This is a genomic window from Streptomyces sp. NPDC057438 (genome assembly GCF_042802995.1).
Classification (GTDB): Bacteria; Actinomycetota; Actinomycetes; order Streptomycetales; family Streptomycetaceae; genus Streptomyces.
In genome coordinates this window covers 1-24,806 of record NZ_JBHVDD010000103.1, presented here as the reverse complement: position 1 = coordinate 24,806, position 24,806 = coordinate 1, and the positions used below count along the sequence as shown (strand labels likewise).

Sequence of the window (24,806 nt, the reverse complement as noted above, 5' to 3'; positions counted from 1 at the left end):
TAGCCGCCCCATAGCGCACCGTCAGTGCGGGCGCATATTCTTGTCGACATGTCCCCCGATCCCCCTGCGTGTGGTTCCGTGCGGTCCGCCGCCGACCTGAACGACCGGATCCGAGCGCTGTGGCGGCGCGCCGGCGGGTCCCTGTCGCCCCAGGAGCGGGCCGAGTACGAGCTGTTGGTCGCGCAGTGGGCCGCGGCGATACGCGCAGACGTCGTCGAAGCCGCGTGACACCCGGGCGGCCGGCGGCCGACGAGCCGGAGGACGGCGCCGGGGGCCTGGTCATCTTCCTCAACGGCACGTCCAGTTCGGGCAAGTCGAGCATCGCGGTGGAGCTGCTCCGCATCCTCGACGAGCCGTCCTTCCACATCCCGGTCGACGCGTTCCACGCCATGCGGACCGGCCAGGAGATTCCCGCCGACCGGCTCGCCACCGTGCTGCACAACACCTGGCGGGGCTATCACCGGGCGATCGCCGGCATGGCCGCCGCGGGCAACCACGTCGTCATGGACCACGTCCTGAGCGCGGAGTGGCGCCTACGGGACTGCCTCGACCTCTTCGTACCGCAGAACGTGGTGTTCGTCGGGGTGCACTGCCCCCGCGCCGAACTCGAACGGCGCGAGCGGGAGCGGGGTGACCGGCCGCCGGGGCTGGCCGCGCGACAGCTGGCCCAGGTGCACGCGCACGGGCTCTACGACATCGAGTGCGACACGAGCCGGGCGGATCCGCTCCAGTGCGCCGTACGCATCAAGGACTTCCTGACCAACCGCCCCACACCGACAGCGTTCCAACGCCTGCGCGCCCGACAGGCACCGACCACCTGACCACGCCCCGGTCAGGGGCCGCGCAGAACCCCGGGGCCGGCCACCCACGACCCGCCGAACAAGAACCACCGACGGACAACACCCCCGCCAGGGGCGCGAGGAACTGCGCGACCAGCCCCCTCAGCGCTCCGGTCAACCGACCCGCGGAAACCCACAAGACATCCACAGCCCCGCCGAACAAGCAACCACCGACCCACAACACCCCCACCAAGGGCGCGACTGCGCGACCAGCCCCCACCCCGCCGGCCCCCGACGCCCCCGCACTCCCGCAGGCGCACGCGTCAGCGGCCGCCTGACACCCGCAGCACCGCGCCCGTCGTGTACGACGCCTCCGGGGACATCAGCCAGGCGATGGCCGAGGCGATCTCGTCGGCGCGGCCGGGGCGCCGGAGAGGGACGGACGCGGCGATACGGTCGGCCCGTTCCGGGTCCCCCATCCGCGCGTGGATCTCCGTGTCGATCACTCCGGGCGCGACCGCGTTGACCCGGATGCCGTCCGGCCCGAGTTCCTTCGCGAGCCCCGTCGTCAGCGCGTCGACCGCGGCCTTGGTCGCCGCGTAGTGGACGTACTCGCCGGGGCTGCCCAGCGTGGCCGCCGCCGAGGACACGTTCACGATGACGCCGCCGCCCGCGGCCGACATGACCGTGGCCGCCCGGCGCGAACAGAGCAGCACGCCCAGGAGGTTGACCTCGACCACCCGTCGCAGCACGTCCGTGCCGGTGTCCGTCAGTCTGCCGAACGGGCCGGTCACCCCGGCGTTGTTGACCAGTCCCGTCACCGGCCCGAGCCGCTCCGCCGCCGTCTCGAACAGACGGTCCACGTCGGCCTCCACCGAGGTGTCCACCCGCACCGTGACACAGCGCGCCCCGTTCGCCCGCACCCCCGTCGCGATCCACTCGGCGGCGGCCCCGTCGTTCACGTACCCCACGACGACGTCGTGGCCGTCCGCCGCGAGCCGCAGGCAGGTCGCCGCCCCGATCCCCCGGCTTCCGCCGGTGACCACCGTGACCGGACGTGACATTCCAACCTCCCCATGGCGAACGTGACCCACGCGGCGCGCGGCCACCGAAGACTCGATGATCGATCATCCTACGATCGCAGCCCGGTCGACGGCTGACATCAGCCGACATCAAGGGCAACCATTCCGGCCCCGGCGGCGACCAAGGAGTGCGAAGCTCCTCCACACGAGCCTCACACCCACCACACATCGCCCTGAACCACATCGTTCCGGACCACTCCGCACCACGCACAGAACCGAAGGACTCGAACGTGGCAGCCCGTTCCCACCGCTCCTCCCGCCGGCCCAAGCGGCGCACCGCCCTCATAACCGTCGCCGCCGTCGCGGCCGCCGGACTCGCCGCGTCTCTCGTCGTCGCTTTCGGCCCCGGCCGCGACAGCGGCACCGAGGCGTCCGAGAAGGTCGGCGCCGCGCCCACCGCGACCACCCCCGAGGCCACCGCGCCCTCCGCCGAGAAGCCGAAGCGCAAGCCCGGCGCCAAGCCCTCGAAGTCCCCCTCCCCGTCGCCCTCGACGAGCACCGAGTCGGCGACCCCGTCCCCCAAGCCCACCCCTCCGGCGCCCGCCGTCACCCAGCAGGCCGGGTCCGCCTCGGGACAGCTGGCCGGGCGGATCCGTCCCGGGGTCGACTACAAGGGCGTCGCCACCTTCTACGACACCGACGGCGGCGGGGCCTGCTCGTACGACCCGAGCGGCGACACCATGACGGCAGCGATGAACACCACCGACTACGAGGTCTCCAAGGCCTGCGGGGCCTACGTCCGCGTCCGCGCGGCGAGCGGGGCCACCGTCACGGTCCGCATCACCAACGAGTGCCCGTCACCCTGCCGGCCCGGTCAACTGGACCTCAGCCCGCAGGCGTTCGCCAAGCTCGCCGCCCCCTCCCAGGGGCAGATCCCGATCACGTGGAGCCTGCTGAGCCCCGACACGTCCGAGCGGCTCTCCATCCGGTACAAGACCGGGTCCAGCCAGTACTGGTGCGGCATCCAGGTGATCGGTCACCGCAACCCGGTGGCCCGGCTGGAGGTCCGCAGCGGCGGCAGTTGGAGCCGGCTGCCGCGAACCGAGTACAACTACTTCCTCTCCGAACAGGGCAGCGGGTGCGGCGGCGCCCTGAGGATCACCGACATCTACGGGGAGCAGCTCACCGTCGACGGGATCGCGGTGCGGCCGAACGCGGTACAGGCCACCGGCGTGCAGTTCAGCCCCCACTGAGCACACCGTCCCGCTCCCCCGCGAGCCGTGCACGGCTCGCGCGGTCGATCGGCCGGACAGCGCAAGCTCGCGCGCGCGTGCGTGCGGTCCGGCCGATGCTGAGGGTGCCCTGCCCATCGATCTCCCCGGGACCCTCATGCCACTCACGCCCGCTCCCCACCCGCACAGCCGTACCCGTACCCGTCGTCGTACGGCTTCTTCCCGTACCACGAACCCTTCTCGTACGGGCCCGCGCTCCCACCGCCGTCTCCGTCTGTCCCTCGTCGCCCTGCTCGGCGCGTCCTGCCTGGGCGGCCTGCTCCTCGCCCCCGCCACGGGCGCCACCGCCGACGACGGCCCTGGGCAGGCCCGGGGCGGCGGGAGCGAGTACACCCTGCAGGAGCAGCTCGAAGAGCTGGTCGCCACTCCCGGGGGACCGCCGGGTGTGATCGTCGTCCTGCAGCGCGACCGCGCGTCACGCGTGCTGCGCGCCGGGGTCGCCGACCTGGAGACCGGCCGTCCCATCGAGCCCACCGACCACATGCGGATCGCCAGCACGGCGAAGGCGTTCAGCGGCGCCGTGGCCCTGCGCCTGGTGCAGCAAGGTGTGCTCAGCCTCGACAGCACCATCGGCCGCACCCTGCCCCAGCTGCCGCGCGCCTGGCGTTCGGTCACGCTGCGGCAGCTCCTGAACCACACCAGCGGTCTGCCCGACTACAGCGAGGACCCGGAGTTCCTGGAGCTGCTCCTCGCGGACCCGCGCCGCACCTTCGACCCACGTCGGCTGCTGGACTTCGTCGCGGACGAACCGCTGCGCTTCCGCCCGGGCTCCCGCTACCAGTACTCCAACTCCGACAACATCGCCGTCGCCCTGATGGCGGAGGCGGCGACCCGGCGCCCGTACGAGGAGTTGCTGAGCCGGATCGTGTACCGGCCGCTCGGCCTGCGCGACACCAGTCTCCCGCTGGGTTACGAGATGCCGGGGCCGTACATGCACGGTTACGCCGTCGAGCCGCCCGCACCGCCGGAGGACGTCAGCGAAGCGCTGAGCGCGTCCGGTGTGTGGGCCTCGGGCGGGATCGTCTCCACCCCGCGCGACATGACACGCTTCATCCGCGGCTACGCCGCCGGAGCACTGACGTCGAGGTCCGTTCTGCGCGAGCAGCGCCGCTGGATCGAGGGCGCGTCCGAACCGGCCGGGCCCGGCCGGAACAGAGCGGGACTCGCCATCTTCCGCTACGACACGCGCTGCGGGGTGGTGCTGGGGCACACCGGGAACTTCCCCGGCTACACCCAGCTGATCGCCGCGACCCCCGACGGCCGCAGGTCCCTCACCTTCTCCCTCACCACCCAGGTGAACAGGACGCTCGCCCCCGACCTGCTGGAGCGACTGCGCACGGTCGAGGAGAACGCGGTCTGTGAACTGCTCGGCCGCAAGAGCGGCTGACCGCTTCCGAGGGAGCCGGGGCCGGCCCTCACCGCCCCCGGCCGGGGGCGGCGACACCTACCGCTTTTCAGCCGGACGCCGTAGCATCCCGCTCACATTCGGATCGCCAACTCGGCTTGTGGTCAAGCCTGTTGTGGGTCGACGACGTACGGCGGGGGTGGCGAGGGTGGCCCGAAACCTGTGGGACGAGATCCCGGCGACAGTGCCGGCGGCTGCGGCGGAGCGGCAGCTCGGTGCCGGCCGGTACGCCTTTCGCACACGGACGAGTTCGGTGTCCTGGGGTGGCGCGTTCATGCTCCTCCTGGTCACCGCGTTCTGCGTGATGATGGTGTTCGTCATCAGCGGTGAGAGCGAGTGGACGAACGCGATCCTCTTCATCGTCCTCGGCGGATGCTCCTTTCTCGGAGCGATCGCCGTCCCCCTGGCCGCGCGGTTCCGGCCGGTCGCATGGTGTGCCGTCTTCGAGGGCGGCGTGGTCTACCAGTACGGCTCGCGGCCGCCGATCGCCGGGGCCTGGGACGAGATCACCGGATGCCAACGGCACGCCACGCAGCACGAACGCAACGGGATCACCGTGGCGACCACGCATTCCGTGTACGTCCAGACGCCGGCCGGCAACTTCACGGTGTCGGGTGACACGCCCGAGGCGCAGCAGGTGGCAACCCTGATCGCGGACGGCTGGCTCACCGTGCAGAGTCAGAGCGCGGAGGAGGACGCGCGAGCGCGGCTGGCCGAACTCGGCACGGTGCTGGAGACCGGAGGGCGCGCGGCGTTCGGCCCTTTCACGGTGAGCCTGGCCGGGCTGGAACACGGGGGCCGGTTCCTGCCCTGGGAGAACATCGGCGAAGTCGACCTGATGGGGTCGACCATCCACGTCCTGGTCACCGGTGAACGCAAGCCCGCGGCGCGGGAACCGGTCTCCGACGTGCCGGACAGCGTCCTGTTCCTCACCGTCACGGACGCCCTGCGGCGATCGGCGCGGCAACCCGCGGAGTGAGCGGTCGCGCCGAGGCGGGTCCGGTGGCGCGCCGGGCCCCTGCGCGTCCCGCGAGCCTCATCGCAGATGGGCCAGCACGTCCTCCGCCACCGGGTACGGCGGCTCGTACGGCAGCAGTGCGGTGGCGCGGTCCAGCTCGCTCGCCCGCACATGGGCGTGCACCTCCCGGGCCAGCGGCGTCACGTCCTCGATCCCGACGATCCACTCGTCGGCGTACCTCGCCGCCGCCTCGCCCACCAGCCCCAGCTGGAGGGACCGGTGCGGCAGTGGACCGAGACGGAGGTTCCGTTCCGGGTCCCACTGCACCCGCGCCGACGACCGCCTCAACCTGCGCTTCCACTCCGCCTGGTCGCCGTGCAACCCGGGCACGAAGTGCGAGAGGCAGGCCCGCCGCAGCGCCCACTCGAACCCCTCACGGGTCATCTCCACGGCGAGCACGGTCTCCTGCCCCTCCTTGGTGCCCCAGCCGCAGCGGTACATCATCCACAGGAAGGAGGGTTTGATCCAGGTCATCCGGTCCCGCTTCCACGCGGCCGGAAAGCGACCGTCGCGCGCGGCCGGGCCGCCGATCTCCGGGCGGTACGCCTGGTAGACGGTGACCGTGTCGGCGGTGTGGCGGGCGCGGATACGGAACTTGGGCTCGGTCTGTGCGAGAGGTTCACTTTGTTTCACGGCGACAGATTCGGTCAGAGCCGCATCCCGCGGCCACCGAATATCGACGGCCCCGGCCCGCTTCCCGCTCCTGACCCCAAGCCCACGCCCAACCCCAAGCCCAAGCCCACGCGGCCACGCCCACCCCCACGCTCGATCACGGTCCCGAGCGCGATCAGGCTCCCCGTCCCGATCACGATCCCTGACATATCCCCCATCTGCGCGCACGCCCCTTGGCGTGGCGCGGCTCGTGCCCCAAGACTGAGCCGATGACGCAGCGCGTGGAGCTCGCGACCGTGATGGACCGACTCGCCGTCGACGGCCTGATCACCGAATACGCGGTGGCGGTGGACGACGGCGACTGGGGGGCCTACCGGGATCTGTTCGCACCGGGGGGACGCGCGGACTACCGCTCGGCGGGCGGCATCGAGGGCGACGCCGCGCAGGTCTCCGGGTGGCTGGCCCGGAGCATGGAACTCTTCCCGATGCGGCAGCACCTGATCGTCAACCGGCGGGTGCGCTTCGGGTATCTGGAGCAGGACACCGGTGACACCGCCCAGGTCCAGGCGGACTACATCAACCCGATGCGTCTCGCCGGACGCGACGGCGGATCCACCGCCCCCGACTTCGTCTGCGGCGGCCGCTACGCGTTCACCGTGATCCGCACCCCCGACGGCTGGCGCCTGCGCGAAGTCCTCGTCCAGGAGAAATGGCGCCGCGCCCCGGAGGGCCTCACCCCCGCCCAGCGCCCCGCCCCGGCCTGAGCGCACCGCATCCCGCCGGCGGGCGGGAGCGGCGAGCCCACCCGGTCCGCCGGTCGGCCCAGCTTCCTCCCCCTCCACGCCCCCTTCCTCCCGCCCGTCACCGCCGCCCCACCGCCCGCCCCGCCCACGCCCCCTGTCGGAGATCGTCCCCGGCGCGCACACTGGAGGGACGCACCGGTGGGAGGGAGGCGCTGTATGAGGACTCCGGACTGGGTCGCCTCCCCATGGCGGCGACGGTCGGCCGTCGTCGTGGCGGGCGCCCTGCCCGTGCTCGCCTTCCCCGCTCCGGGCCTGTGGTGGTCGGCGTACGGGGCGCTGGTGCCGTGGATCCTGTTGATCCGCACGGCTCCGACCGGCCGCCGGGCGGCGTACGACGGCTGGCTCGGCGGCTTCGCGTTCATGCTCGCGATGCATCACTGGCTCCTGCCGAACCTGCATGTCTTCACCTTCCTCATCGCCGGCCTGCTGGGCGCCTTATGGGCGCCCTGGGCGTGGCTGGCGCACAGGTTCCTGGCCGGTTCGCCCTCGCCCGGGCGGGTCTCCGCCGCGCTGCTGGTCGTGCCCTCGGGCTGGCTGATGATCGAGCTCGTCCGCTCCTGGCAGGGCCTGGGCGGGCCGTGGGGCCTGCTGGGGTCCAGCCAGTGGCAGGTGGAGGCGGCGCTGCGGCTGGCCTCGGTCGGCGGGGTCTGGCTGCTCAGCTTCCTGGTCGTGGCCGTCAACGTCGCGCTCACCGTGCTGATTGCCGTACGGACGTCCCGGGCGCCCGCGCTCGCCGGTCTCGTCACGGCCGTGGTCGCGACCTCGGCGGTGTGGTGGTGGGCTCCGCGCCCCGACGTCCGGGGCGAGGTGCGGATCGCCGTCGTCCAACCCGGCGTGACCGACGGCCCCGACGCCCGGTTCGCCCGTGAGGAGGCCCTCACCCGGCGGCTCGCCGGGCAGGACCTGGACCTGATCGTGTGGGGCGAGAGCAGTGTCGGCCACGACCTGGCCGACCGCCCCGATCTCTCCGACCGGATCGCGGCGCTGGCCCGCGCGACGGACACCGACATCCTCGTGAACGTCGACGCCCGCCGCTCCGACCGCCCCGGCATCTACAAGAGTTCGGTGCTCGTCGGCCCCGACGGCCCCACCGGCGACCGGTACGACAAGATGCGTCTCGTTCCCTTCGGCGAGTACATCCCGATGCGCTCACTGCTCGGCTGGGCCACCTCGGTCGGCGAGGCGGCGGGCGAGGACCGTCGGCGCGGCACCGAGCAGGTCGTGTTCGACTCCGGGAAGGGGCTGCGGATCGGCCCCATGGTCTGCTTCGAGTCCGCGTTCCCGGACATGAGCCGCCATCTCGCGCTGGACGGCGCCGAGTTGCTGCTCGCGCAGTCGGCGACCTCGACGTTCCAGCAGAGCTGGGCGCCCGAGCAGCACGCCTCGCTGGCCGCGCTGCGGGCCGCCGAGACCGGCCGCCCCATGGTCCACGCGACACTCACCGGCGTCTCGGCGGTGTACGGCCCGTCCGGCGAGCAGGTCGGCCCGTGGCTGGGCACGGACGCGAGCGCGTCGGCGGTGTACGAGGTGCCGCTGGCCGGCGGCACGACGCCGTACGTCCGCTTCGGCGAGTGGCCGGTCCGCGCCGCGCTGCTGGTCCTGGTCGCGTGGGGCGCCTTCGAGGGCGTACGGGCCCTGCGGCTGAGGCGGACGGGTCCTCGGCCGCTCGCCGCTCAGGCGGCGGACCCCTCCTCCACCTCCCGCACCACCCGCTCGCACAGCTCATGAGTGGCCAGCGCGTCCCGGGCGCTGAGCACCCTGCCCGCGCCCACGGCGTCGAGGAAGGCGAGGACGGCCTGCTCGACGCCACGCTGCCGGGCCACGGGCACCCAGTCGCCGCGCCGCCGCACGGACGGCTGCCCCTTGTGGTCGACGACCTCGGCGAGGTTCACCACCTGCCGCTTGGTGTCCTGTCCCGAGACCTCCAGGGTCTCCTCCGCCGAACCGCTGAGCCGGTTCATGACGCCGAGCGCGGTGAACCCGGCCCCGGAGAGCTGCAGGACGACATGGTGCAGCAGCCCGTCCTCGGTGCGGGCCCGCACCGTCACATCCTCGACCTCCCCCGGCACCAGGAACCGCAGGGTGTCGACGACGTGGATGAAGTCGTCCAGGATCATCGGGCGCGGCAGCTCGGGCAGGCCGATGCGGTTCTTCTGCATGATGATCAACTCGCGCGGATGGTCGGCGCACTGGGCGTACCCGGGCGCGTACCGCCGGTTGAAGCCCACGGCGAGCGCGACGTTCCGCTCCTCCGCGAGCCGTACGAGCCGTTCCGAGGCGGCGAGTTCGTACGCGAGCGGCTTGTCCACGTACGTGGGCACGCCCGCCTCGATCAGCCGCTCCACGATCTCGGGGTGGACCACGGTCGGCGCGTGCACGAAGGCCGCGTCCAGCTCCTGGGCGAGCAGCCCGTCGAGATCGGTGTGCCGCTGGCCGGGCGGAAGGTGCAGGCTGTCGGCCACGCGGGTGAGCGTGGCCGGTGTCCGCGTCTGCAGGTGGAGTTGGAGCCCCGGCCGGGTTCCGAGGACCGGGAGATAGGCCTTCTGCGCGATGTCGCCGAGCCCGATGCAGCCGACCTTCACTGGGGTCTCCCGTCCACGGTGTGCCGTCGAATTGCCTCGTCCGCAGCATACGGGGGGGTGCCAGGACGGTCGGCATGATGACCGAGCACGCTGAGCCCTCCCGGACCGTCGGCGGAACGGACCGTACTCGAAGGCCGGCTCGACCCCCACCGCGAGACCGGAGGGCGGCGGCAGGAGGCGCGGACGGCCACACGGCACCCGCCGAAGCCCCGGGCCACGGCTCCTGCCACGAGCCCCGGTGTACCGAACCCCCACGTCGTCCACGGTCCCCGGCGTCACCCATGTGGGGGCATCATCCGCTTGCCCCCTCCCCAAAGGCACCCGGACACAGCAGAGTTGGCGCGTGCATCGACCGACCACCACCGCAACCGCGACACTCCTGGTCACCGTGGCCGTCTCGGCCCTCACCGGCTGCGTGACCACGCACCACCCTCCCCCGCACCCTTCGTCGCCCGTCCCGTCCCCGCCGTCCGAGCCCCGCCCGGACGGCACCCGCGAGACACAGATCGTGCAGGCCCCGGCGCGTGAGGCGCTGGAGCTGATCGGCCCGCCGCGGAGTCCCGCCCCGAGCACGTCCACGGCACCGAGGTCCACCGTGCCGACCGCCACCGTCGCCGCCCCCGATCCCGTCGGCCCAGTTCCTGCGCCGTCCTCCCGGCACAAGCGCCAGGGTCCCCACCAGCGCTACGGCCCGCCCCCCGGATCCCGGCCCTCCATCGACATCCCGCCCCTCCCCGAGAACATCCCGACGCAGCCGCCCGGGAACTCCGACGTGTGCGCGCTCGGCCACAGGTACGGCGGCTGGGGCAGGGACACTCCCCAGGCGGCCATCTGCAAGGACGTCTACGGCCGTTGAGGCGCCCGCCACGGCGTGCGCACGCGGTCGCTAGGGCCGCTGTCTCGGCGGCCCCGGGACGTCCCCTCCGCCGGGACCCGCCTCGTCGAGCCTGGCCTCCAGCCGGCCCAGTGCGGTGCGGATGCCGTCGCCGTGACCGCCGTCCTCCAGCACGGCCAGTGCGGCCCGGGCCAGCCGCAGATGGCTGCGGGCCGCGTCGGGGCGGCCCAGCTTGGCGTAGTCGGCGGCGAGGCTGAGGTGGAGCGAGGGGTAGAAGGCGCGCACCGCGAGCGCGTCGGGGCACTCGTCGGGCCGGCCGCCGGGGCGGTCCGCGAGGCGGACCGGGTGCAGGTCCGGGGCGGGCCCGGCCGACCGGCCGTCGGACAGCTCGTCGGCCGCCGACAACGCCCTCAGGTCCCAGGCCAGTTCGGTGTCCGGATCGTCCTGGGTGTCGGCCATGTAGTGCGCCAGCGTGCAGCGGTGGAGCGGGGTGCCGTCCTCGCCGATCTCGGCCCACAGCTGCTGCAGACGGTGCCGGGCCTCCTCGCGGTCACCCCCATGGTGCAGCATGACCGCCTGCCCGATCCGGGTCATCAGGGCGTCCGGTGCCACCTGCTCCTGTCGCTCCGCCACCGTGTCCTCCGCACTCGTCGCCCCCTGTCCCGCCTGTCCCTGCCGACGCTAACGGCAGGTACCGGCATTCCCGGTCAGGCAGCCCCGTACGGCCGCCGGGGCGCCCCGGCGGCCGTACGGCGGACGAGCCGGACGGGCGGACACCCGGGTGGGAGCGGGCGAGCCGCGCGTCAGCCGAGGTCGGGGATCGTCCAGTCGATCGGCTCGTGGCCCTGCCGGGCGACGGCCTCGTTGATCTGCGTGAACGGCTGGGAGCCGAAGAACTTCTTGGCCGACAGCGGCGAGGGATGCGCGCCCTTCACCACCGCGTGACGCTCCTCGTCGATGAGCGGCAGCTTCTTCTGCGCGTAGTTGCCCCACAACACGAAGACGGCCGGGTCGGGCCGGTCGGCGACCGCGCGGATCACGGCGTCGGTGAACTTCTCCCAGCCCTTGCCCTTGTGCGAGTTGGCTTCGCCGGAACGGACCGTGAGCACCGCGTTGAGCAGCAGCACGCCCTGCTGGGCCCACGGCATCAGATAGCCGTTGTCCGGGATCGGGGTGCCCAGCTCGGCCTGCATCTCCTTGTAGATGTTGCGCAGGGAGGGAGGGGTCTTCACTCCCGGCCGCACGGAGAAGCACAGGCCGTGGCCCTGGCCCTCGCCGTGGTACGGGTCCTGGCCGAGTACGAGGACCTTCACGCTCTCGTACGGTGTGGCGTCGAGTGCGGCGAAGACCTGCTCACGGGGAGGGTAGACGGGACCCTTGGCACGCTCCTCCTCGACGAACTCGGTGAGTTCCTTGAAGTAGGGCTGCTGCAGCTCGTCCCCCAGGACCCCGCGCCAGGACTCGGGCAGCATGGCGATGTCGGTCACGTCAACTTCCTCCGGTGTGCGCTCACTTCACGGCCGCGCAACACGCAGCCATGGGCAGCCGCGCGAGGCGCGGCCGCCGTCAGAGCACAGAACCTACAGGCGCCCACTGACAACGGGAGCCGGCACCCGGAATTACCAGCTGGTCTTCCAGGAGAGCTGCCACATGGTCATCATCGTCGCGGGGTCGATGACGTTCTCCAGCCCGGCGATCTCCTCGTTCGCGGCCGTGTAGGCCTTGCCCTGCCAGAGGGGGATCAGGCGGGCGTCGTCCACGAGGATCTGCTGGGCCTCCTCGAACTCCTCGGAGACGGCGCCGCGGTCGCTCTCGGCGCGCGACTTCGGGAGGAGCTTGTCCGTGATCTCGGGGGACTTGTACGGGGTGCCGAGCGCGTTCTGCTCGCCCACGAACGGGGCGATGAAGTTGTCGGCGTCGTTGAAGTCGGGGTTCCAGCCACGCCCGAAGATGGGGTACTCGCCCTTCTGGTAGCCCTCCGAGTAGGTCTTCCAGGGCCGGCTCTTGAGCGTGACCGAGAACAGACCGGACGCCTCCAGCTGCCGCTTCAGCTCCTCGAAGGCCGGCTTGGTCTGGGAGCCGTACCGGTCCGAGGTGTACCAGAGCGTGAGAGGAACCGTTTCGGTGATGCCCGCCTCGGTGAGGATGGACTTCGCCTTGGTCGCGCTGGGGTTGCCGTAGTCGTCGAAGAAGCCGGTCGTGTGACCCACCAGGCCCCTGGGGATCATGGAGTACAGCGGTTCGACGGTGTCCTTGTAGATGTTGTGGGCGAGCGCCGGCCGGTCGAGGACCTGGGCGACCGCCTTGCGGACCGCGGGGTTCTTCGCCCAGGGGTCCTTGGGGTTGAACACCAGGTAGCTGATCTCGGTGGTGGGGCTCTCCACGATCTGGAGGTTCTCGGAGTCGTGGTGGGTCTGGATGTCCACGATGTCCGCGGCGCCGAGGCCCCGGTAGATGACCGAGATCTTCTTGTCCTTGAGGGCCTTGACCATCTGGTCCGACTGCCCGAAGTACTCGATGGTGACGGCGGAGTTCTTGCGGTCGGCGAGACCCTTGTAGTTCTCGTTGCTGACCAGCTCGGCCTTCTTGCCCTCGTCGTAGGAGTCGAGGGCGTAGGGCCCGGATCCGGTGATCTCGGTGCCCTCGCGGAGCTTGTCCGCGGGATAGTCCGCGGGGTCCACGATGGACATGGCGGGCGTGGTGAGCACCAGCGGGAAGGTCGCGTCGGGCTGGCTGAGGTGGAAGACGACCTCGCGGTCGCCCTTCGTCTGCACCCGGGAGAGGGTGGTCAGCAGGCCGGCGGGACCGCCGTTGACGTTGATCTTCTTGATCCGGTCGAACGAGTACTTGACGGCCTGCGCGTCCAGCGTGTGGCCGTTGGAGAACTTCAGGCCCTCACGCAGGGTGCAGCTGTACACCGTGCTGGAGCTGTCCGTGAATTCGCAGCTCTCGGCGGCGTCCGGCTCGGGCTCGGAAGCACCGGGCGCGTAGCCGAGCAGGGGCTGGAAGACGTTGCGCATCAGCTCCCAGGAGCTGTCCCAGGCCGCGGCCGGGTCCAGGGTGCTCGGCGCACTGGTGGTACCCACCACGATGGGGTCCGCGTCGTCGGAGGCGTCCGAGGAGAACACACCACACCCGGTCACCATGGATATGGACGCGATCACCGCGAGTGGCGGCAAGTATCGGTTCCGGTTGAACACGCGCATGCTCCTCGAAATGCCGTACCAAGAGTGGGCGAACGATACCGCAGGCCCCGCGAGCGGCTCCCGCTCGGCCGACGAAGCCCTTGATCAGTCCGCGAGTGACGGCGTTGTCGAGTCCCTGTGAGGGGTGCGGACGGGCGCCGGAGATGTTCGGTGAAGCGTGCACCGGCGCCCGCCGTACTCTGTCAGCCGACCCCCGCGTTGAGGAAGATGCCGCCGTCGACCACGAGGGTCTGGCCGGTGATCCAGTCGGACTGCTCCGAGGTGAGGAACGCCGCGGCGCCCCCGATGTCGGAGGGCACGCCGAGCCGGGCGAGCGGGTAGGACGCGGCGGCCTCGGCCTCTCGGCCCTCGTACAGAGCCTGCGCGAACTTGGTCTTCACCACGGCGGGCGCGATCGCGTTGACCCGGACCCCGGGCGCGTACTCGTGCGCCAGCTGCAGGGTCAGGTTGATCATGGCGGCCTTGCTGATGCCGTAGGCGCCGATGAACGGCGACGCGGCGACTCCGGCGACGGAGGCGATGTTGACGATCGCGCCGCCGTTGTCCTTCTGCCAGGCGTGCCAGGTCCGCTGGGCGAAGCCGAGGGCCGAGACGACGTTCGTCTCGAAGACCTTGCGGGCGATGTTCAGGTCGAGGTCGGCGATCGGGCCGAAGACCGGGTTCGTACCGGCGTTGTTGACCAGGAAGTCGACGCGGCCGAAGGCCTCCATCGTGCGTTCGACGGCGAGCGCCTGGTGGGCCTCGTCGTGGGCCTTGCCCGCGACGCCGATGACCCGCTCGGCGCCGAGCTGCTCGACGGCCTTCTTGAGCGAGTCCTCGTCGCGGCCCGTGATGCAGACGCGGTCGCCGCGCGCGACGAGGGCCTCGGCGATGCCGTGACCGATGCCGCGGCTGGCGCCGGTGATGAGGGCCACCTTGCCCGAGAGTTCGGGGAGTTGCTCCGAAGTCATGTTCTCGTTCCCCTAGTTGAGCGGTCCGCCGGCCACGTACAGCACCTGGCCGGAGACGAATCCCGCGTCCTCGCCGGTGAAGTAGGCGATGGCGCCGGCGATGTCCTCGGGCCGGCCCACGCGCTGGACGGGGATCTGGGTGGCGGCGGCCGCCTGGAAGTCCTCGAAGCCCATGCCGACGCGGGCGGCGGTGGCGGCGGTCATGTCGGTGACGATGAAGCCGGGCGCCACGGCGTTGGCGGTGACGCCGAACTTGCCGAGTTCGATGGCGAGGGTCTTGGTGAAACCCTGCAGACCGGCCTTGGCCGCCGAGTAGTTGGCCTGGCCCCGGTTGCCGAGCGCGGACGAGGAGGACAGGTTGACGATCCGGCCGAACTTGGCCTCGACCATGTACTTCTGGACGGCCTTGGCCATCAGGAAGGCGCCCCGCAGGTGCACGTTCATGACCGTGTCCCAGTCGGACGCGCCCATCTTGAACAGCAGGTTGTCGCGGAGCACGCCCGCGTTGTTCACCAGGATCGTCGGGGCGCCCAGCTCCTCGGCGATCCGGGTGACGGCGGCCTCGACCTGGGCCTCGTCGGAGACGTCGCAGCCGACCGCGAGCGCCTTTCCGCCGGCGGCGGTGATCTTCTCGACGGTGTCCTTGCACGCGGCCTCGTCGAGGTCGATCACCGCGACGGCACGGCCCTCGGCGGCCAGTCGTACGGCGGTCGCGGCACCGATGCCGCGCGCGCCACCGGTGACCACGGCGACACGCTGCTCAGTGGTGGACATTGCTGGTTCTCCTCGCCCTTGGGATGCGGCTCCTGCGGCGCCCCCAGTTGGTGAGCGACCGCTTAGTACCTTCAGCACACGTGACGCTAGAAGTCCTGGCACCCGGTGTCAACGTTCCACCAGGTGTGATCCCTTACGTCGGCCCCGGCCGGGGTCGCCGCACCACGGACCCGCTACGTCACCAGCAGTGCGAGCAGCCGCTCGGCCTCCGCCGCCGGATCCGCGGTGAGCCCAGTGTGCACGGGGCCGGCCTGGACCACCGTCGAACGGGGCGCGACAAGCCACCGGAACCGCCGTCCGGCGTCGTCCCGGGCGGCCTGCCCGGCCGCCTCTCCCCCGGCGCACACACCCTCCACGGCGCGCAGCGCGGCCCGCACGCCCCGCACGTCCGCCCCGGGGTCGAGGGCGAGGAGCTTGGCCTCGTCCAGATGCGTACGGGCGGTCACCAGGGCCCGGGAACGGCTGTAGACGAGGACGCCCGCGTTGAAGCACTCCCCGCGCTCGATCCTGGGCACCACCCGCAGCAGCGCGTACTCGTAGACGTCCTGCCCGGTCGCCCCGGTCCCCAGGAAGCGGTCGCTCACGTGATCCCCTCGATGCGTTCGTGGATGTCGGCGGCGCGGGCGAGCAGCGGTTCGGCGTACGCCCGCCGCAGCGCGTCCGGCGTCTCGAAGCCGGGCTCGTCGCTCAGCCAGACGTCCGGGATCTCGGCGGTCACCTCGGCGAGCAGGTCCTCGGTGACCAGCGGCGCGAGGTCCGCGGCGGCTGCCGCGACATCGGGGCCGAAGCGGGCCAGGGCATGGTCGGCGGCGGCGTACGGCTTGGCGGCGGAGACGCGGGCGCCGGGCCAGTGGTGGTGCCAGATCATGGTGGCGCCGTGGTCGATGAGCCACAGTTCGCCGTGCCGGATCAGCAGGTTGGGGTTGCGCCAGGAGCGGTCGACGTTGTTGATCAGCGCGTCGAACCAGACGACCCGCCCGGCCTCCTCGGGGCTCACCTCGAAGGCGAGCGGGTCGAAGCCGATCGCGCGGGCCAGGAAGTCCATGCCCAGATTGGTGCCGCCGCTGGACTTGATCAGCTCCTGCACCTGCTCGTCGGGCTCGCCGAGCCCGAGGACGGGGTCGAGGTCGAGCGTGACCAGGCCGGGCACGCGCAGACCGAGCCGCCGGGCCAGCTCACCGCAGACGACCTCCGCCACGAGCGTCTTGCGGCCCTGACCCGCGCCGGTGAACTTCAGGACGTACGTGCCGCGGTCGTCGGCCTCCACGAGGCCCGGCAGCGAACCGCCTTCCCGCAACGGCGTGATGTACCGGGTCACGCTGACTTCCTTGAGCATCGCCCCAGGCTACCGGCGGGCCACGGCGCCCCGGAGGCGACCCGTCCGCCCTCGGCTCGGATCGACAGCTTCCGGACAGCTGCTTTTGACACTCTCATCACCCCGGACAGGTCAGGATGTGCTCCCTGTCTGAACGTTCAAGCACAGCCCCTCCGTATCCATGGGCGAAAGTGCGAAGCCATCTCGGGAGGAACCTCCGGCATGACCAGCGAAACGATCAAACCCGCTTCGATTCCGGGCCGCCGCACCGTCATGGCGGCGGCCGGCGTGGCAGGACTCACCGTCGCGCTGACCGCGTGCGGGTCGGAGGACGAACCCTCGACCTCCACCTCGAACTCGTCGGGGGCCGGGGCCGGGGCGGGCGGCGACTCGACGGCCGAGGCGAGCGGCGGCAGCACGAGCGGCGGCGCCGGTGGCGCGGCGATCGCCAAGACCTCGGACATCCCCGAGGGCGGCGGCAAGATCTTCGAGAGCGAGGGTGTCGTCATCACCCAGCCGGAGGCGGGCCAGTACAAGGCGTTCTCCGCCACCTGCACCCACCGCGGGTGCGCCGTGAAGTCGATCGCCGACGGCGTGATCAACTGCCCCTGTCACAACAGCAACTTCTCGATCGCCGACGGCAGTGTGAAGAGCGGCCCGGCCACGGAGCCGCTGCCGGCCAAGAAGGTCAGCGTCTCGGGTGATTCCATCACGCTGGCCTGATCCTCGTCAGGCACGCCAGCACCTCGTCGGTGGTCGCGACCGTCGCGACCAGTGCGAGGGTGTGGCGGATCATCGCGGGGGTGTAGTCGGCAGGCACCCCCGCGATGGCGTCCCCGGGCACGACGACGCGGTAGCCCCGGTTGACCGCGTCGAACACGGCGTTCGGCACGGCCACGTTGGCCGAGACGCCGGTGACGATCAGTGTCCGGCACCCCAGATTGCGCAGCAGCGCGTCCACGTCGGTGCCCGCCAGCGGTGACAGACCGTGCAGCCGCCGTACGACCAGGTCCTCCTCGGCGACCTCGACGGGCGGGGCGACGCGTACGGCCTCGGTGCCGGTCAACTGCCGTACGGGCAGCCGTTCCGCCGCGCGGAACAGGCGGGCGTTGCGGTTGGCGCCCCGTCCGTCGGGCCGCCGCTCGGCGACGGCGTGCATGACCTGCGTCCCGCTCCCGTGGGCCGCGTCCACCAGCCTGGCCACATTGGCGAGGGCCCCCGACGAGCGTGCCTCGCGGGCGAGTTCGGGCAGTGCGCCGTCCGGGCCGACCACCCCCCGCTGGCACTCGACGGTGAGCAGGACGGTGGTGGCGGGTTCGAGCAGCCCGTCCAGCTCCCGCCGCCTCCTTGCGTCACTCGCGGACTCGTGCGCGTACGACGGCATGACGGTCCCCCTGTCACCGGCGATCGGGCGGGTGAGCGTAACGCCCCTTGCACATGGGCGGAAGACGGCCGATGCTCATCTGACGCCACGTCAGCGAAGGGGATGTCGATGACCGCCACGCAGCGCCGGGGCCGCAGGATCATGATGGAACCCGCCGAACTGGACGAGTTCCTGGGCGCGCAGCGCACCTGCCGCGTCGCGACGGTCTCGTCCGACGGCGCCCCGCACATCAGCCCGCTCTGGTACGTCTGGGACGGCACATCGCTCTGGCTCTACTCGATCACCCGCAGCAAGCGGTGGTCCGCGCTGCGCCGCGATCCGCGCGTCGCCGTCGTCGTCGACGCGGGCGAGGAGTACGGCGAACTGCGCGGCGCCGAACTGTCCGGCACCGTCGAGTTCGTCGGCGAGGCACCGCGCACGGGCGAGCCGGTCCCCGAACTCGTCGAGGTGGAGCGGCGGTTCGCACGCAAGAACTTCGGCATCGACGACATGCCGCACGACGGCAGACACGCCTGGCTGCGCCTGACGCCGGACGCGATCGCGTCCTGGGACTTCCGCAAGCTGGGGTAGACCACGGGCCGAAACGCCAAGCGAGGCACGCCGCCCCGCTGTTGACTCTGCCTCGGTCAGGCCGGCGACGGCCCTGTATCAGCCTCTCGGCGCACAACGGCGGGACCACCTCGGCCCGCTCCCCGGGCACGGCACCGGCGGTGGTTCATCCCGGGCCGCACGCGGCCCCCGCCGCCCGAAGCGCCTCGACCGCCGCCCTGATCGACGGCCGCCGGTCGGCGTCCGCGCGCCACACCGCGTAGACGCTCCGGTGGACCCGGGGGCGCACCGGGACCGTCCGCATCCCGGCCGGCATCGGGTCGCGGCCGAGCCGGGGCGCGATGCAGACGCCCAACCCGGCGGCGACCAGGGCCAGTTGGGTGTGGTGCTCGCCGGCGCGGTGGGCGATCTGGGGCTCGATCCCGTTGGCGCGCAGCGTGTAGAGCAGCCACTCGTGGCAGAACTCCCCCTCGGGCCAGGCGACCCACGGCTCCTCCGCCAGCTCCCGCAGGTCGATCTCGTCCCGCCCGGCGAGCGGGTGGCCCTCGGGCAGCGCCACCTCCACCGGGTCGTCGAGGATCGCGGCCCTGGCGAGCCCCTCGGGGACCGGCAGCGGCTTGTTGTACCAGTCGAGGACGACGGCCAGGTCGACGTCGCCCCTGATCACCGCGTTGATGGCGAGTTCGGGCTCCAGCTCCCGGGAGCGCACGCGCAGCGCCGGATGGTCGTCCCGCAGCGCGCGGAAGACGGCGGGGAACAGTCCCCGGACGGCCGTGGGGAACGCGGCCAGCCGCAGCTCGCCGACGACCTGTCCGCGCTGCGCCTCCAGGTCCGCCTGGGCCAGCTCGACCTGCGACAGGATGCGCCCGGCGTGCTCGGCGAGCAATCGCCCCGCGTCGGTGAGGCGCACGCCCCGCCCGTTCTTGGCGAGGAGACGCTGTCCGACCTCCCGCTCCAGCTTGGCCATCTGCTGCGAGACGGCCGAGGTCGTCACATGCAGCCCCTCGGCCGCCCCGCTGACCGAACCGTGCCGGGCCAGCGCGTCGAGGGTACGCAGCCGCTCCAAGTTCAACATGTAAGAGATACTACGAGATTCAGCGCATGAATTCTCGCTTGTGCTACAAGATTGCCGTCGCCATCGTGGGGGCATGACCACCGCCACGCCCACCCGCACTCCCTCATCCCTGCCCGGACGCCCCCGCGCCGCCGTCGACTGGCGCCTGCGCTTCGCCTTCCTCTCCCTCGTCTGGGGCTTCAGCTTCCTGCTGATCAAGGTGGGCACCCAGGCGTACGCACCGTTCCAGGTCACCTTCGGGCGGCTGCTGTTCGGCACGCTGGTGCTCGCGGTGGCGATGGCGGTGAAGCGGGAGCGGCTGCCGCGCGGCGCCCGCACCTGGGGGCACCTCACGGTGGCGGCCCTGCTCCTCAACGCGTTGCCGTTCTCCCTCTTCGCCTACGCGGAGCTGACGATCCCCTCCACGCTGGCGGGCATCTGCAACGCGACCTCGCCCCTGTGGGGCATGGCCCTCTCCCTGGTCGCGCTCTCGGAGGACCGCCCGACCCGGGTTCGGGTCGCCGGTCTCGGCCTCGGCTTCCTCGGCGTGCTCACCGTGCTCGGCGCCTGGCAGGGCTTCAGCGGGCTGGACGCGCGGGGCACCACGATGGCACTGCTGGCCTCCCTCAGCTATCCGGTCGGCTGGATCTACGTCCGCCGCACCCTGGCCGGCACCAGCACCTCGCACCTGTCCCTCACCGGCGCCCAGCTCCTGCTGGCCACCGCGCAACTGGCCTTCGTCACCCCGCTGTTCACGGCCCTGCCGCACAGCTTCCCGGTCCTGCCCCTGCTGGCCGTGGTCGCCCTGGGCGCCCTCGGCACGGGTGTCGCCATGCTCCTCCAGTACGGCCTGGTCTCCGAGGTCGGCCCGACGACCGCCCAGATGGTCACCTACTTCATCCCGGTGATCGCCACGGCCGCCGGCGTGGTACTGCTCGGCGAGTCCCTGGCCTGGTCGACCCCGGTCGGCGCGGCGATCGTCCTGGCGGGAGCGGCCCTGACCCAGGCCAGGCCACGCACCTGACCCCGCGGAGGCCCCTCGCCCGCCCCCACCCCTCACGCGTAGCCACCGCCCGACCCCGGCCGTCCGACCGCCGAGGCCACCGCGTCCGCCACCCTCACGATGTCCTCCTCGGTGAGGGTGGAGACCGTGATCCGGATCCCCTGCGGGGCACTCATCCGGAAGCGTGCGCCGGGCGCCACGGCCCACCCTGCGTGAAGCAGCCGGGCGACGGCGCCGGTCTCGTCCGGAACCCGGATCCACACGTTCATCCCGCTGACCCCGTGCGCCTCGACCCCGCGCCGCGCGAGGGCTCCGATCAGCGCGTCGCGGCGCCGCCCGTACTGTGCCGCCACGGCCGCGAAGTCCACCGCGCCACCGGTCCACAGGCGCACGACGGCCCGCTGCACCAGCCGGCTCACCCAGCCCGGCCCGAGCCGCTGTCTGCCCCGGACCCGGTCGACGGTGACGGCGTCCCCGGTGAGCACCGCGAGCCGCAGGTCGGGGCCGTACGCCTTGGCGACCGACCGCACGAGAACCCAGCCGCGGGTGGCCCCGGCCAGCGGATGGAGGGGCTGGTCGACGATCCGGTAGCCGTGGTCGTCCTCGATGACCAGGGTCTCGGGATGGTCCTTCAGCACGGACCGCAGGGCCCGCGCCCGGGCGGCGCTCACGGCGGCGCCGGTGGGGTTCTGCGCGCGGTCGGTGACGATCAGGGCCCGGGCCCCGGCCTCCAGCGCCGCCCGGACGTCATCGGGAAGCGGCCCTTCGTCGTCGACGCCGACCGGTACGACGCGCAGTCCGAGCGCCGGCACGAGGTCGAGCACGCTGCCCCACCCCGGGTCCTCGACGGCGACGGCGTCCCCGGATCTGAGATGGGCGACCAGGACGCGTTCGATCGCGTCGAGCGAACCGGAGGTGACGGTGATCGGCCCGTCCGGCACCCCGTCGGCGTCCAGCTCGGCCCGCGCGATGCGAGCCAGCTCGGGCTCCACGGAGCCCGCCCCGTACAGCACGGGCTCACGGTCAGCCTGCTGGGCGGCGGCCGCGAACGCCTCGGCGAGACGCGGCAGCAGGGCCGTGTCGGGATTGCCGTCGGCGAGGTCGCGCACGCCCTCGGGCACCTCCACCCTGATGTACTCGCGCCCCGTCGTCGCCGGCCGGGGGCGCACGCGGCTCCCCCGCCGCCCGGCGGTCTCGATGACCCCGCGCTCCCGCAGTGTGCGGTAGGCGGCCGCGACGGTGTTCGGATTCACGCCCAGGCGCTCCGCCAACTCGCGCATGGGCGGCAGCAGTCGGCCGGGCTCCAGCTCGCCCGCCCCGACCGCCCGCTCGACGCTTGCCGCGATATCCGCCGCACGCCGACCCGTGATCCGGTATTCTCCTAGCACAAACCTAACTATGCACTAGTGCAATGGAGAGCGCAATGGCGGGGACACCGCAACCGACGACGCCACCGACCGTCGCCTACACCCCGACCGACCGCACCGTCCCCACCCGGGGCGGAGAGAAGGCGTCGTACGACAGGGACCTGGTGCACGCGATACTGGACGAGGGCTACGTCTGCCACCTCGGCTTCGTCCGGGACGGTGCCCCGGTGGTGTTGCCGACGCTGTACGGCCGGGTCGGCGAGACGCTCTACGTGCACGGTTCGACGGGTTCACGCCCGCTGCGGATGACGGACCAGGCCGACCCGGGGCTCCCGGTGTGCCTGACGGTGACGCACGTGGACGCGCTGATCCTGGCCCGCTCCGCCTTCCACCACTCGATCAACTACCGCTCGGTCGTGGTGCACGGAATCGCCCACCGGGTCACGGACCCGCAGGAGCGGCGGATCGCCCTGGACGCGCTCGTCGATCACGTCGTACCGGGCCGCTCGCGGGACTCCCGGCCCGCGAACCCCAAGGAGTTCGCGGCCACCGCCGTGATCCGCCTCGACCTGAACGAGGTCTCGGCCAAGACCCGCACCGGCGGCGTCAACGAGGAACCCGAAGACCTCACGCTTCCCCACTGGGCCGGCGTCGTCCCCCTCCGCAAGGGCTACGACGCCCCGATCCCGGACCCGGACCTGCCCGCCGGCATCGAACTCCCGGACTACCTCAAGACCCTGTAGTACGCCTCCCCGCCCCGGGCCCGCCTCAACGACGAGGGGTGACCCCGGGGCCGTCAGGGGCGCGGGGGACCGCGCGAACCGCGGCGGCACGGCAAGCAGCCGACCTCCCCGGCGACAGCTCGGGCCGCCCCGCCCCCCCCATCAGCCTCCGAACCGCTCCCGGCCCCCTACGCGCCTTCACGGGTACACGCCCGTCAGGGGCCGCGGGGGACCGCGCGACCCATCGCAGCACAGCAAACAACCGGCCTCCCCGGCGACAGTCCGGGCCACCTCGTTCCCCCCACCAGCCCGCCCGCAGCCCTTTACGTGCCCTCAGGGTGAGCGGCCGTCAGGGTGAGCGGCCGTCAGCGGCGCGGGGACGCCCCACGCCCCCCACGACCCACCCCGTCCGTCCCGCCGCCCACCGACGGCCGGGCCGGCGGCCGGCCCGCCGCGGCATCACCGCCCGCGCCCCACCGACAGCTCGGGCTCAACCCGCCCCTCGACGGCCCCGGCCGGTCGCCCCGGCGCCCCTCCCCCCGCCGCGGACCGCTGCGCGACGAACGCCCCGGCCAGCACCACCGCCCCGCCCACGATCTGCGGTGCCGACAGATGCTCCCCCAGCAGCACCCAGGCGAGCACGGTCGCCACCACCGCCTCCAGGCACCCCACGACCCCGGCCACCTGCGGCGACAACCTCCGCACGGCCACCACCCCGGTCACGTAGGCGACCACCGTGGCGAGCAGCACCACCCAGGCGAGCAGCACCCACGCCGGGACAGCCGTGCCGTCCATCCACGCGTCACCCCCGAGCACCCCCCACTCCATCCCCCACGGCCGCGCCACCACCGTGAGCACCGCCGCACCCACCAACAGCCCGTAGGCGATGACCCCGAGTGGATCCGGTGCCTCGGCCCCCGCGTCGCTGCCCTGGTCGGACAGCACGAAGTACCCGGCCTGACAGCAGGCGGCCCCGAGCGCCAGCAGCAAGCCCAGCGGGTCGAAGCTCAGCCCCGACCAGATCTCGACGACACAGGCGAGTCCGCCGACGGCGAGCACGACGCCGACCGCGGCGGCTCGCGTCACCGGCCGGCGCTGCACGAAACGCACCCAGCCGAGGACGATGGCCGGGCCGAGGTACTCCACGAGGAGCGCGACACCGACGGGGATCCGGGAGATCGAGGCGAAGTAGAAGGCCTGCACACCGGCCACGGCGAACAGTCCGAACCCGACGAGCAGAGCGGGCCGCCGGCGCACCAGATCCCGGTGACGGACGGCCAGCGGCAGCATCACCAGCGCGGCACCGACCACCCTCAGCCACACCACGTGCAACGGGTCGAGCCCGGCCTCGATCAGCGGCTTGGCCGCCGTACCCGATCCACCGAAGGCGACCGCGGACCCCAGCGCGAGCACCAGCCCGACGCCGCGCCCACGATGCCCCTGACTCTCCTGAGACGTATGCACCGAGACATGATGTCAGCCGACGACAGGAGCGTCATCCCGGATGACACCTGTCTCATCGACTGGACGGCCGCCGGGCGCCGCCGGGCCGCCGGAGCGCACCTCGGACCGAGCACCGAAGGCCGAGCGCACCTCGGACCGAGCACACCTCGACCACCCGTCACGCCTGCGCCCCCTCCTCCCCGCTCACCACCCGTCCCGCGACGCCGCCCCCACCCGAGTCCGCGCTCCAGCCCGCGACAGCGCCCCCGCCGGTCTCCGCGATCCGTCGCGCCACCAGCTCCCCGTCGACACCGACCTTGCCCAACACCTCCACGGCCCGCGAACCGGTGGCCACGACGAGCACCGCGAGCAGATCGACGCCGTGGGCCGACCCCGCGCCCCGCAGCACGGCACGGTCGTACGCCCGGGTCATCGCCCGGGACGCCACGGGCGACCAGCCGGGCCTGCCCGGCCCGCCCGGGACGGCACCGGCGTCCTCGACACCGATCCGCCAGCGCAGCCCGTACCCGATGCTGCGCTGCACGAGATAGCCGAGCAGCCGGGCGACCTGCGAGCCGTCGAAGACGGCGCGGACCTCGGGGTCGGACTCCACCAGGGAATGCAGCAGATGGGCGGTGTCGATCTGTCGGTCCCCGTCCCGGAGGGCCCGTCTGCGCGCACCGGCGACCAC

Annotated in this window: 27 protein-coding genes; 12 read left to right on the top strand and 15 right to left on the bottom strand. The window is 72.4% G+C overall.

What is annotated here, in order from left to right; all coding sequences use genetic code 11:
• Positions 1-48: 48 nt before the first annotated feature.
• On the top strand, positions 49-228 hold the full coding sequence (locus ACFU5F_RS36680) for a hypothetical protein (protein ID WP_383897144.1): 180 nt from the start codon (positions 49-51) through the stop codon (positions 226-228).
• Positions 225-821, top strand: coding sequence for a chloramphenicol phosphotransferase CPT family protein (locus ACFU5F_RS36675; protein ID WP_383897141.1), 597 nt, complete (start codon positions 225-227; stop codon positions 819-821). Before ACFU5F_RS36680 ends, ACFU5F_RS36675 begins: the two co-directional genes overlap by 4 nt.
• A gap of 281 nt (positions 822-1,102) precedes the next feature.
• Here the strand turns inward: ACFU5F_RS36675 and ACFU5F_RS36670 are convergent, their stop codons facing one another.
• Positions 1,103-1,843 (bottom strand): SDR family NAD(P)-dependent oxidoreductase, encoded by a 741-nt coding sequence (locus ACFU5F_RS36670; RefSeq protein WP_383897138.1) that lies wholly within the window; start codon positions 1,841-1,843, stop codon positions 1,103-1,105.
• A gap of 248 nt (positions 1,844-2,091) precedes the next feature.
• Here ACFU5F_RS36670 and ACFU5F_RS36665 point away from each other — a divergent pair, with 248 nt between their 5' ends.
• The 3 genes from ACFU5F_RS36665 to ACFU5F_RS36655 all read left to right on the top strand — a co-directional run bounded on the left by ACFU5F_RS36665 (position 2,092) and on the right by ACFU5F_RS36655 (position 5,477).
• A complete protein-coding gene (locus ACFU5F_RS36665; protein WP_383897135.1) occupies positions 2,092-3,054 on the top strand; it encodes an expansin EXLX1 family cellulose-binding protein in 963 nt (320 codons plus the stop codon).
• Positions 3,055-3,190: 136 nt separating this feature from the next.
• On the top strand, positions 3,191-4,480 hold the full coding sequence (locus tag ACFU5F_RS36660; protein ID WP_383897132.1) for a serine hydrolase domain-containing protein: 1,290 nt from the start codon (positions 3,191-3,193) through the stop codon (positions 4,478-4,480).
• 166 nt (positions 4,481-4,646) lie between these two features.
• Positions 4,647-5,477, top strand: a complete 831-nt coding sequence (locus ACFU5F_RS36655; RefSeq protein WP_383897129.1) for a DUF6585 family protein — start codon at positions 4,647-4,649, stop codon at positions 5,475-5,477.
• Positions 5,478-5,534: 57 nt separating this feature from the next.
• Here the strand turns inward: ACFU5F_RS36655 and ACFU5F_RS36650 are convergent, their stop codons facing one another.
• Positions 5,535-6,149 (bottom strand): DUF4291 domain-containing protein, encoded by a 615-nt coding sequence (locus ACFU5F_RS36650; RefSeq protein WP_383897126.1) that lies wholly within the window; start codon positions 6,147-6,149, stop codon positions 5,535-5,537.
• A 248-nt stretch (positions 6,150-6,397) separates the two neighbouring features.
• Between ACFU5F_RS36650 and ACFU5F_RS36645 the strand changes: the two genes are divergently transcribed.
• Together ACFU5F_RS36645 and lnt are read left to right on the top strand one after the other, a co-directional pair.
• Positions 6,398-6,892, top strand: a complete 495-nt coding sequence (locus ACFU5F_RS36645; RefSeq protein ID WP_383897124.1) for a nuclear transport factor 2 family protein — start codon at positions 6,398-6,400, stop codon at positions 6,890-6,892.
• A gap of 195 nt (positions 6,893-7,087) precedes the next feature.
• The gene (gene lnt / locus ACFU5F_RS36640; protein WP_383897121.1) at positions 7,088-8,659 is read left to right on the top strand and encodes an apolipoprotein N-acyltransferase; all 1,572 of its coding nucleotides are present in this window, start codon (positions 7,088-7,090) and stop codon (positions 8,657-8,659) included.
• On the opposite strand, the gene ACFU5F_RS36635 is transcribed toward lnt, so the two are convergent.
• Positions 8,605-9,513 carry a Gfo/Idh/MocA family protein gene (locus tag ACFU5F_RS36635; protein WP_383897118.1) on the bottom strand — a complete coding sequence of 303 codons (909 nt, stop codon included), beginning with the start codon at positions 9,511-9,513 and terminating at the stop codon, positions 8,605-8,607. The two genes, lnt and ACFU5F_RS36635, sit on opposite strands and share 55 nt — an antisense overlap.
• 343 nt (positions 9,514-9,856) lie before the next feature.
• Between ACFU5F_RS36635 and ACFU5F_RS36630 the strand changes: the two genes are divergently transcribed.
• Positions 9,857-10,369 (top strand): hypothetical protein, encoded by a 513-nt coding sequence (locus tag ACFU5F_RS36630; RefSeq protein WP_383897115.1) that lies wholly within the window; start codon positions 9,857-9,859, stop codon positions 10,367-10,369.
• A 30-nt stretch (positions 10,370-10,399) separates the two neighbouring features.
• Here the strand turns inward: ACFU5F_RS36630 and ACFU5F_RS36625 are convergent, their stop codons facing one another.
• The 7 genes from ACFU5F_RS36625 to ACFU5F_RS36595 all read right to left on the bottom strand — a co-directional run bounded on the left by ACFU5F_RS36625 (position 10,400) and on the right by ACFU5F_RS36595 (position 16,614).
• Positions 10,400-10,981: a hypothetical protein gene (locus ACFU5F_RS36625; RefSeq protein ID WP_383897113.1), complete on the bottom strand. Its 582-nt coding sequence runs from the start codon at positions 10,979-10,981 to the stop codon at positions 10,400-10,402.
• A gap of 170 nt (positions 10,982-11,151) precedes the next feature.
• Positions 11,152-11,835, bottom strand: coding sequence for a uracil-DNA glycosylase (locus ACFU5F_RS36620; RefSeq protein ID WP_318813037.1), 684 nt, complete (start codon positions 11,833-11,835; stop codon positions 11,152-11,154).
• 132 nt (positions 11,836-11,967) lie between these two features.
• Positions 11,968-13,548, bottom strand: a complete 1,581-nt coding sequence (locus ACFU5F_RS36615) for an ABC transporter substrate-binding protein (RefSeq protein WP_383897109.1) — start codon at positions 13,546-13,548, stop codon at positions 11,968-11,970.
• Between the two features lie 188 nt (positions 13,549-13,736).
• A complete protein-coding gene (locus ACFU5F_RS36610) occupies positions 13,737-14,504 on the bottom strand; it encodes an SDR family oxidoreductase (protein ID WP_383897108.1) in 768 nt (255 codons plus the stop codon).
• A gap of 12 nt (positions 14,505-14,516) precedes the next feature.
• Positions 14,517-15,278, bottom strand: coding sequence for a 3-oxoacyl-ACP reductase FabG (gene fabG / locus ACFU5F_RS36605; protein ID WP_060907482.1), 762 nt, complete (start codon positions 15,276-15,278; stop codon positions 14,517-14,519).
• A 173-nt stretch (positions 15,279-15,451) separates the two neighbouring features.
• Entirely contained in the window at positions 15,452-15,862 is a 411-nt protein-coding gene (locus ACFU5F_RS36600) for a DUF3037 domain-containing protein (RefSeq protein ID WP_383897105.1), read from the bottom strand.
• Complete coding sequence (locus tag ACFU5F_RS36595) at positions 15,859-16,614, bottom strand: HipA family kinase (protein WP_383897103.1); 756 nt, start codon at positions 16,612-16,614, stop codon at positions 15,859-15,861. Before ACFU5F_RS36595 ends, ACFU5F_RS36600 begins: the two co-directional genes overlap by 4 nt.
• Before the next feature lie 201 nt (positions 16,615-16,815).
• Between ACFU5F_RS36595 and ACFU5F_RS36590 the strand changes: the two genes are divergently transcribed.
• Positions 16,816-17,316 (top strand): Rieske (2Fe-2S) protein, encoded by a 501-nt coding sequence (locus ACFU5F_RS36590; RefSeq protein WP_383897100.1) that lies wholly within the window; start codon positions 16,816-16,818, stop codon positions 17,314-17,316.
• On the opposite strand, the gene ACFU5F_RS36585 is transcribed toward ACFU5F_RS36590, so the two are convergent.
• A complete protein-coding gene (locus ACFU5F_RS36585; protein ID WP_383897097.1) occupies positions 17,303-17,977 on the bottom strand; it encodes a cysteine hydrolase in 675 nt (224 codons plus the stop codon). The two genes, ACFU5F_RS36590 and ACFU5F_RS36585, sit on opposite strands and share 14 nt — an antisense overlap.
• A 108-nt stretch (positions 17,978-18,085) precedes the next feature.
• Here ACFU5F_RS36585 and ACFU5F_RS36580 point away from each other — a divergent pair, with 108 nt between their 5' ends.
• Positions 18,086-18,547: a pyridoxamine 5'-phosphate oxidase family protein gene (locus tag ACFU5F_RS36580; protein ID WP_383897094.1), complete on the top strand. Its 462-nt coding sequence runs from the start codon at positions 18,086-18,088 to the stop codon at positions 18,545-18,547.
• A gap of 145 nt (positions 18,548-18,692) precedes the next feature.
• Here the strand turns inward: ACFU5F_RS36580 and ACFU5F_RS36575 are convergent, their stop codons facing one another.
• Positions 18,693-19,601 (bottom strand): LysR family transcriptional regulator, encoded by a 909-nt coding sequence (locus tag ACFU5F_RS36575; protein WP_383897093.1) that lies wholly within the window; start codon positions 19,599-19,601, stop codon positions 18,693-18,695.
• Between the two features lie 73 nt (positions 19,602-19,674).
• Here ACFU5F_RS36575 and ACFU5F_RS36570 point away from each other — a divergent pair, with 73 nt between their 5' ends.
• Positions 19,675-20,604 (top strand): DMT family transporter, encoded by a 930-nt coding sequence (locus tag ACFU5F_RS36570; protein WP_383897090.1) that lies wholly within the window; start codon positions 19,675-19,677, stop codon positions 20,602-20,604.
• Between the two features lie 32 nt (positions 20,605-20,636).
• Here ACFU5F_RS36570 and ACFU5F_RS36565 read toward each other — a convergent pair whose 3' ends face one another.
• Positions 20,637-21,971 carry an aminotransferase class I/II-fold pyridoxal phosphate-dependent enzyme gene (locus tag ACFU5F_RS36565; RefSeq protein ID WP_383897087.1) on the bottom strand — a complete coding sequence of 445 codons (1,335 nt, stop codon included), beginning with the start codon at positions 21,969-21,971 and terminating at the stop codon, positions 20,637-20,639.
• A 35-nt stretch (positions 21,972-22,006) separates the two neighbouring features.
• Between ACFU5F_RS36565 and ACFU5F_RS36560 the strand changes: the two genes are divergently transcribed.
• Complete coding sequence (locus ACFU5F_RS36560; protein ID WP_383897084.1) at positions 22,007-22,693, top strand: pyridoxamine 5'-phosphate oxidase family protein; 687 nt, start codon at positions 22,007-22,009, stop codon at positions 22,691-22,693.
• Between the two features lie 438 nt (positions 22,694-23,131).
• Here the strand turns inward: ACFU5F_RS36560 and ACFU5F_RS36555 are convergent, their stop codons facing one another.
• A complete protein-coding gene (locus ACFU5F_RS36555; protein WP_383897081.1) occupies positions 23,132-24,136 on the bottom strand; it encodes a DMT family transporter in 1,005 nt (334 codons plus the stop codon).
• 157 nt (positions 24,137-24,293) lie between these two features.
• A partial coding sequence (locus ACFU5F_RS36550; protein ID WP_383897080.1) for a Clp protease N-terminal domain-containing protein occupies positions 24,294-24,806 on the bottom strand: 513 nt, incomplete at its 5' end.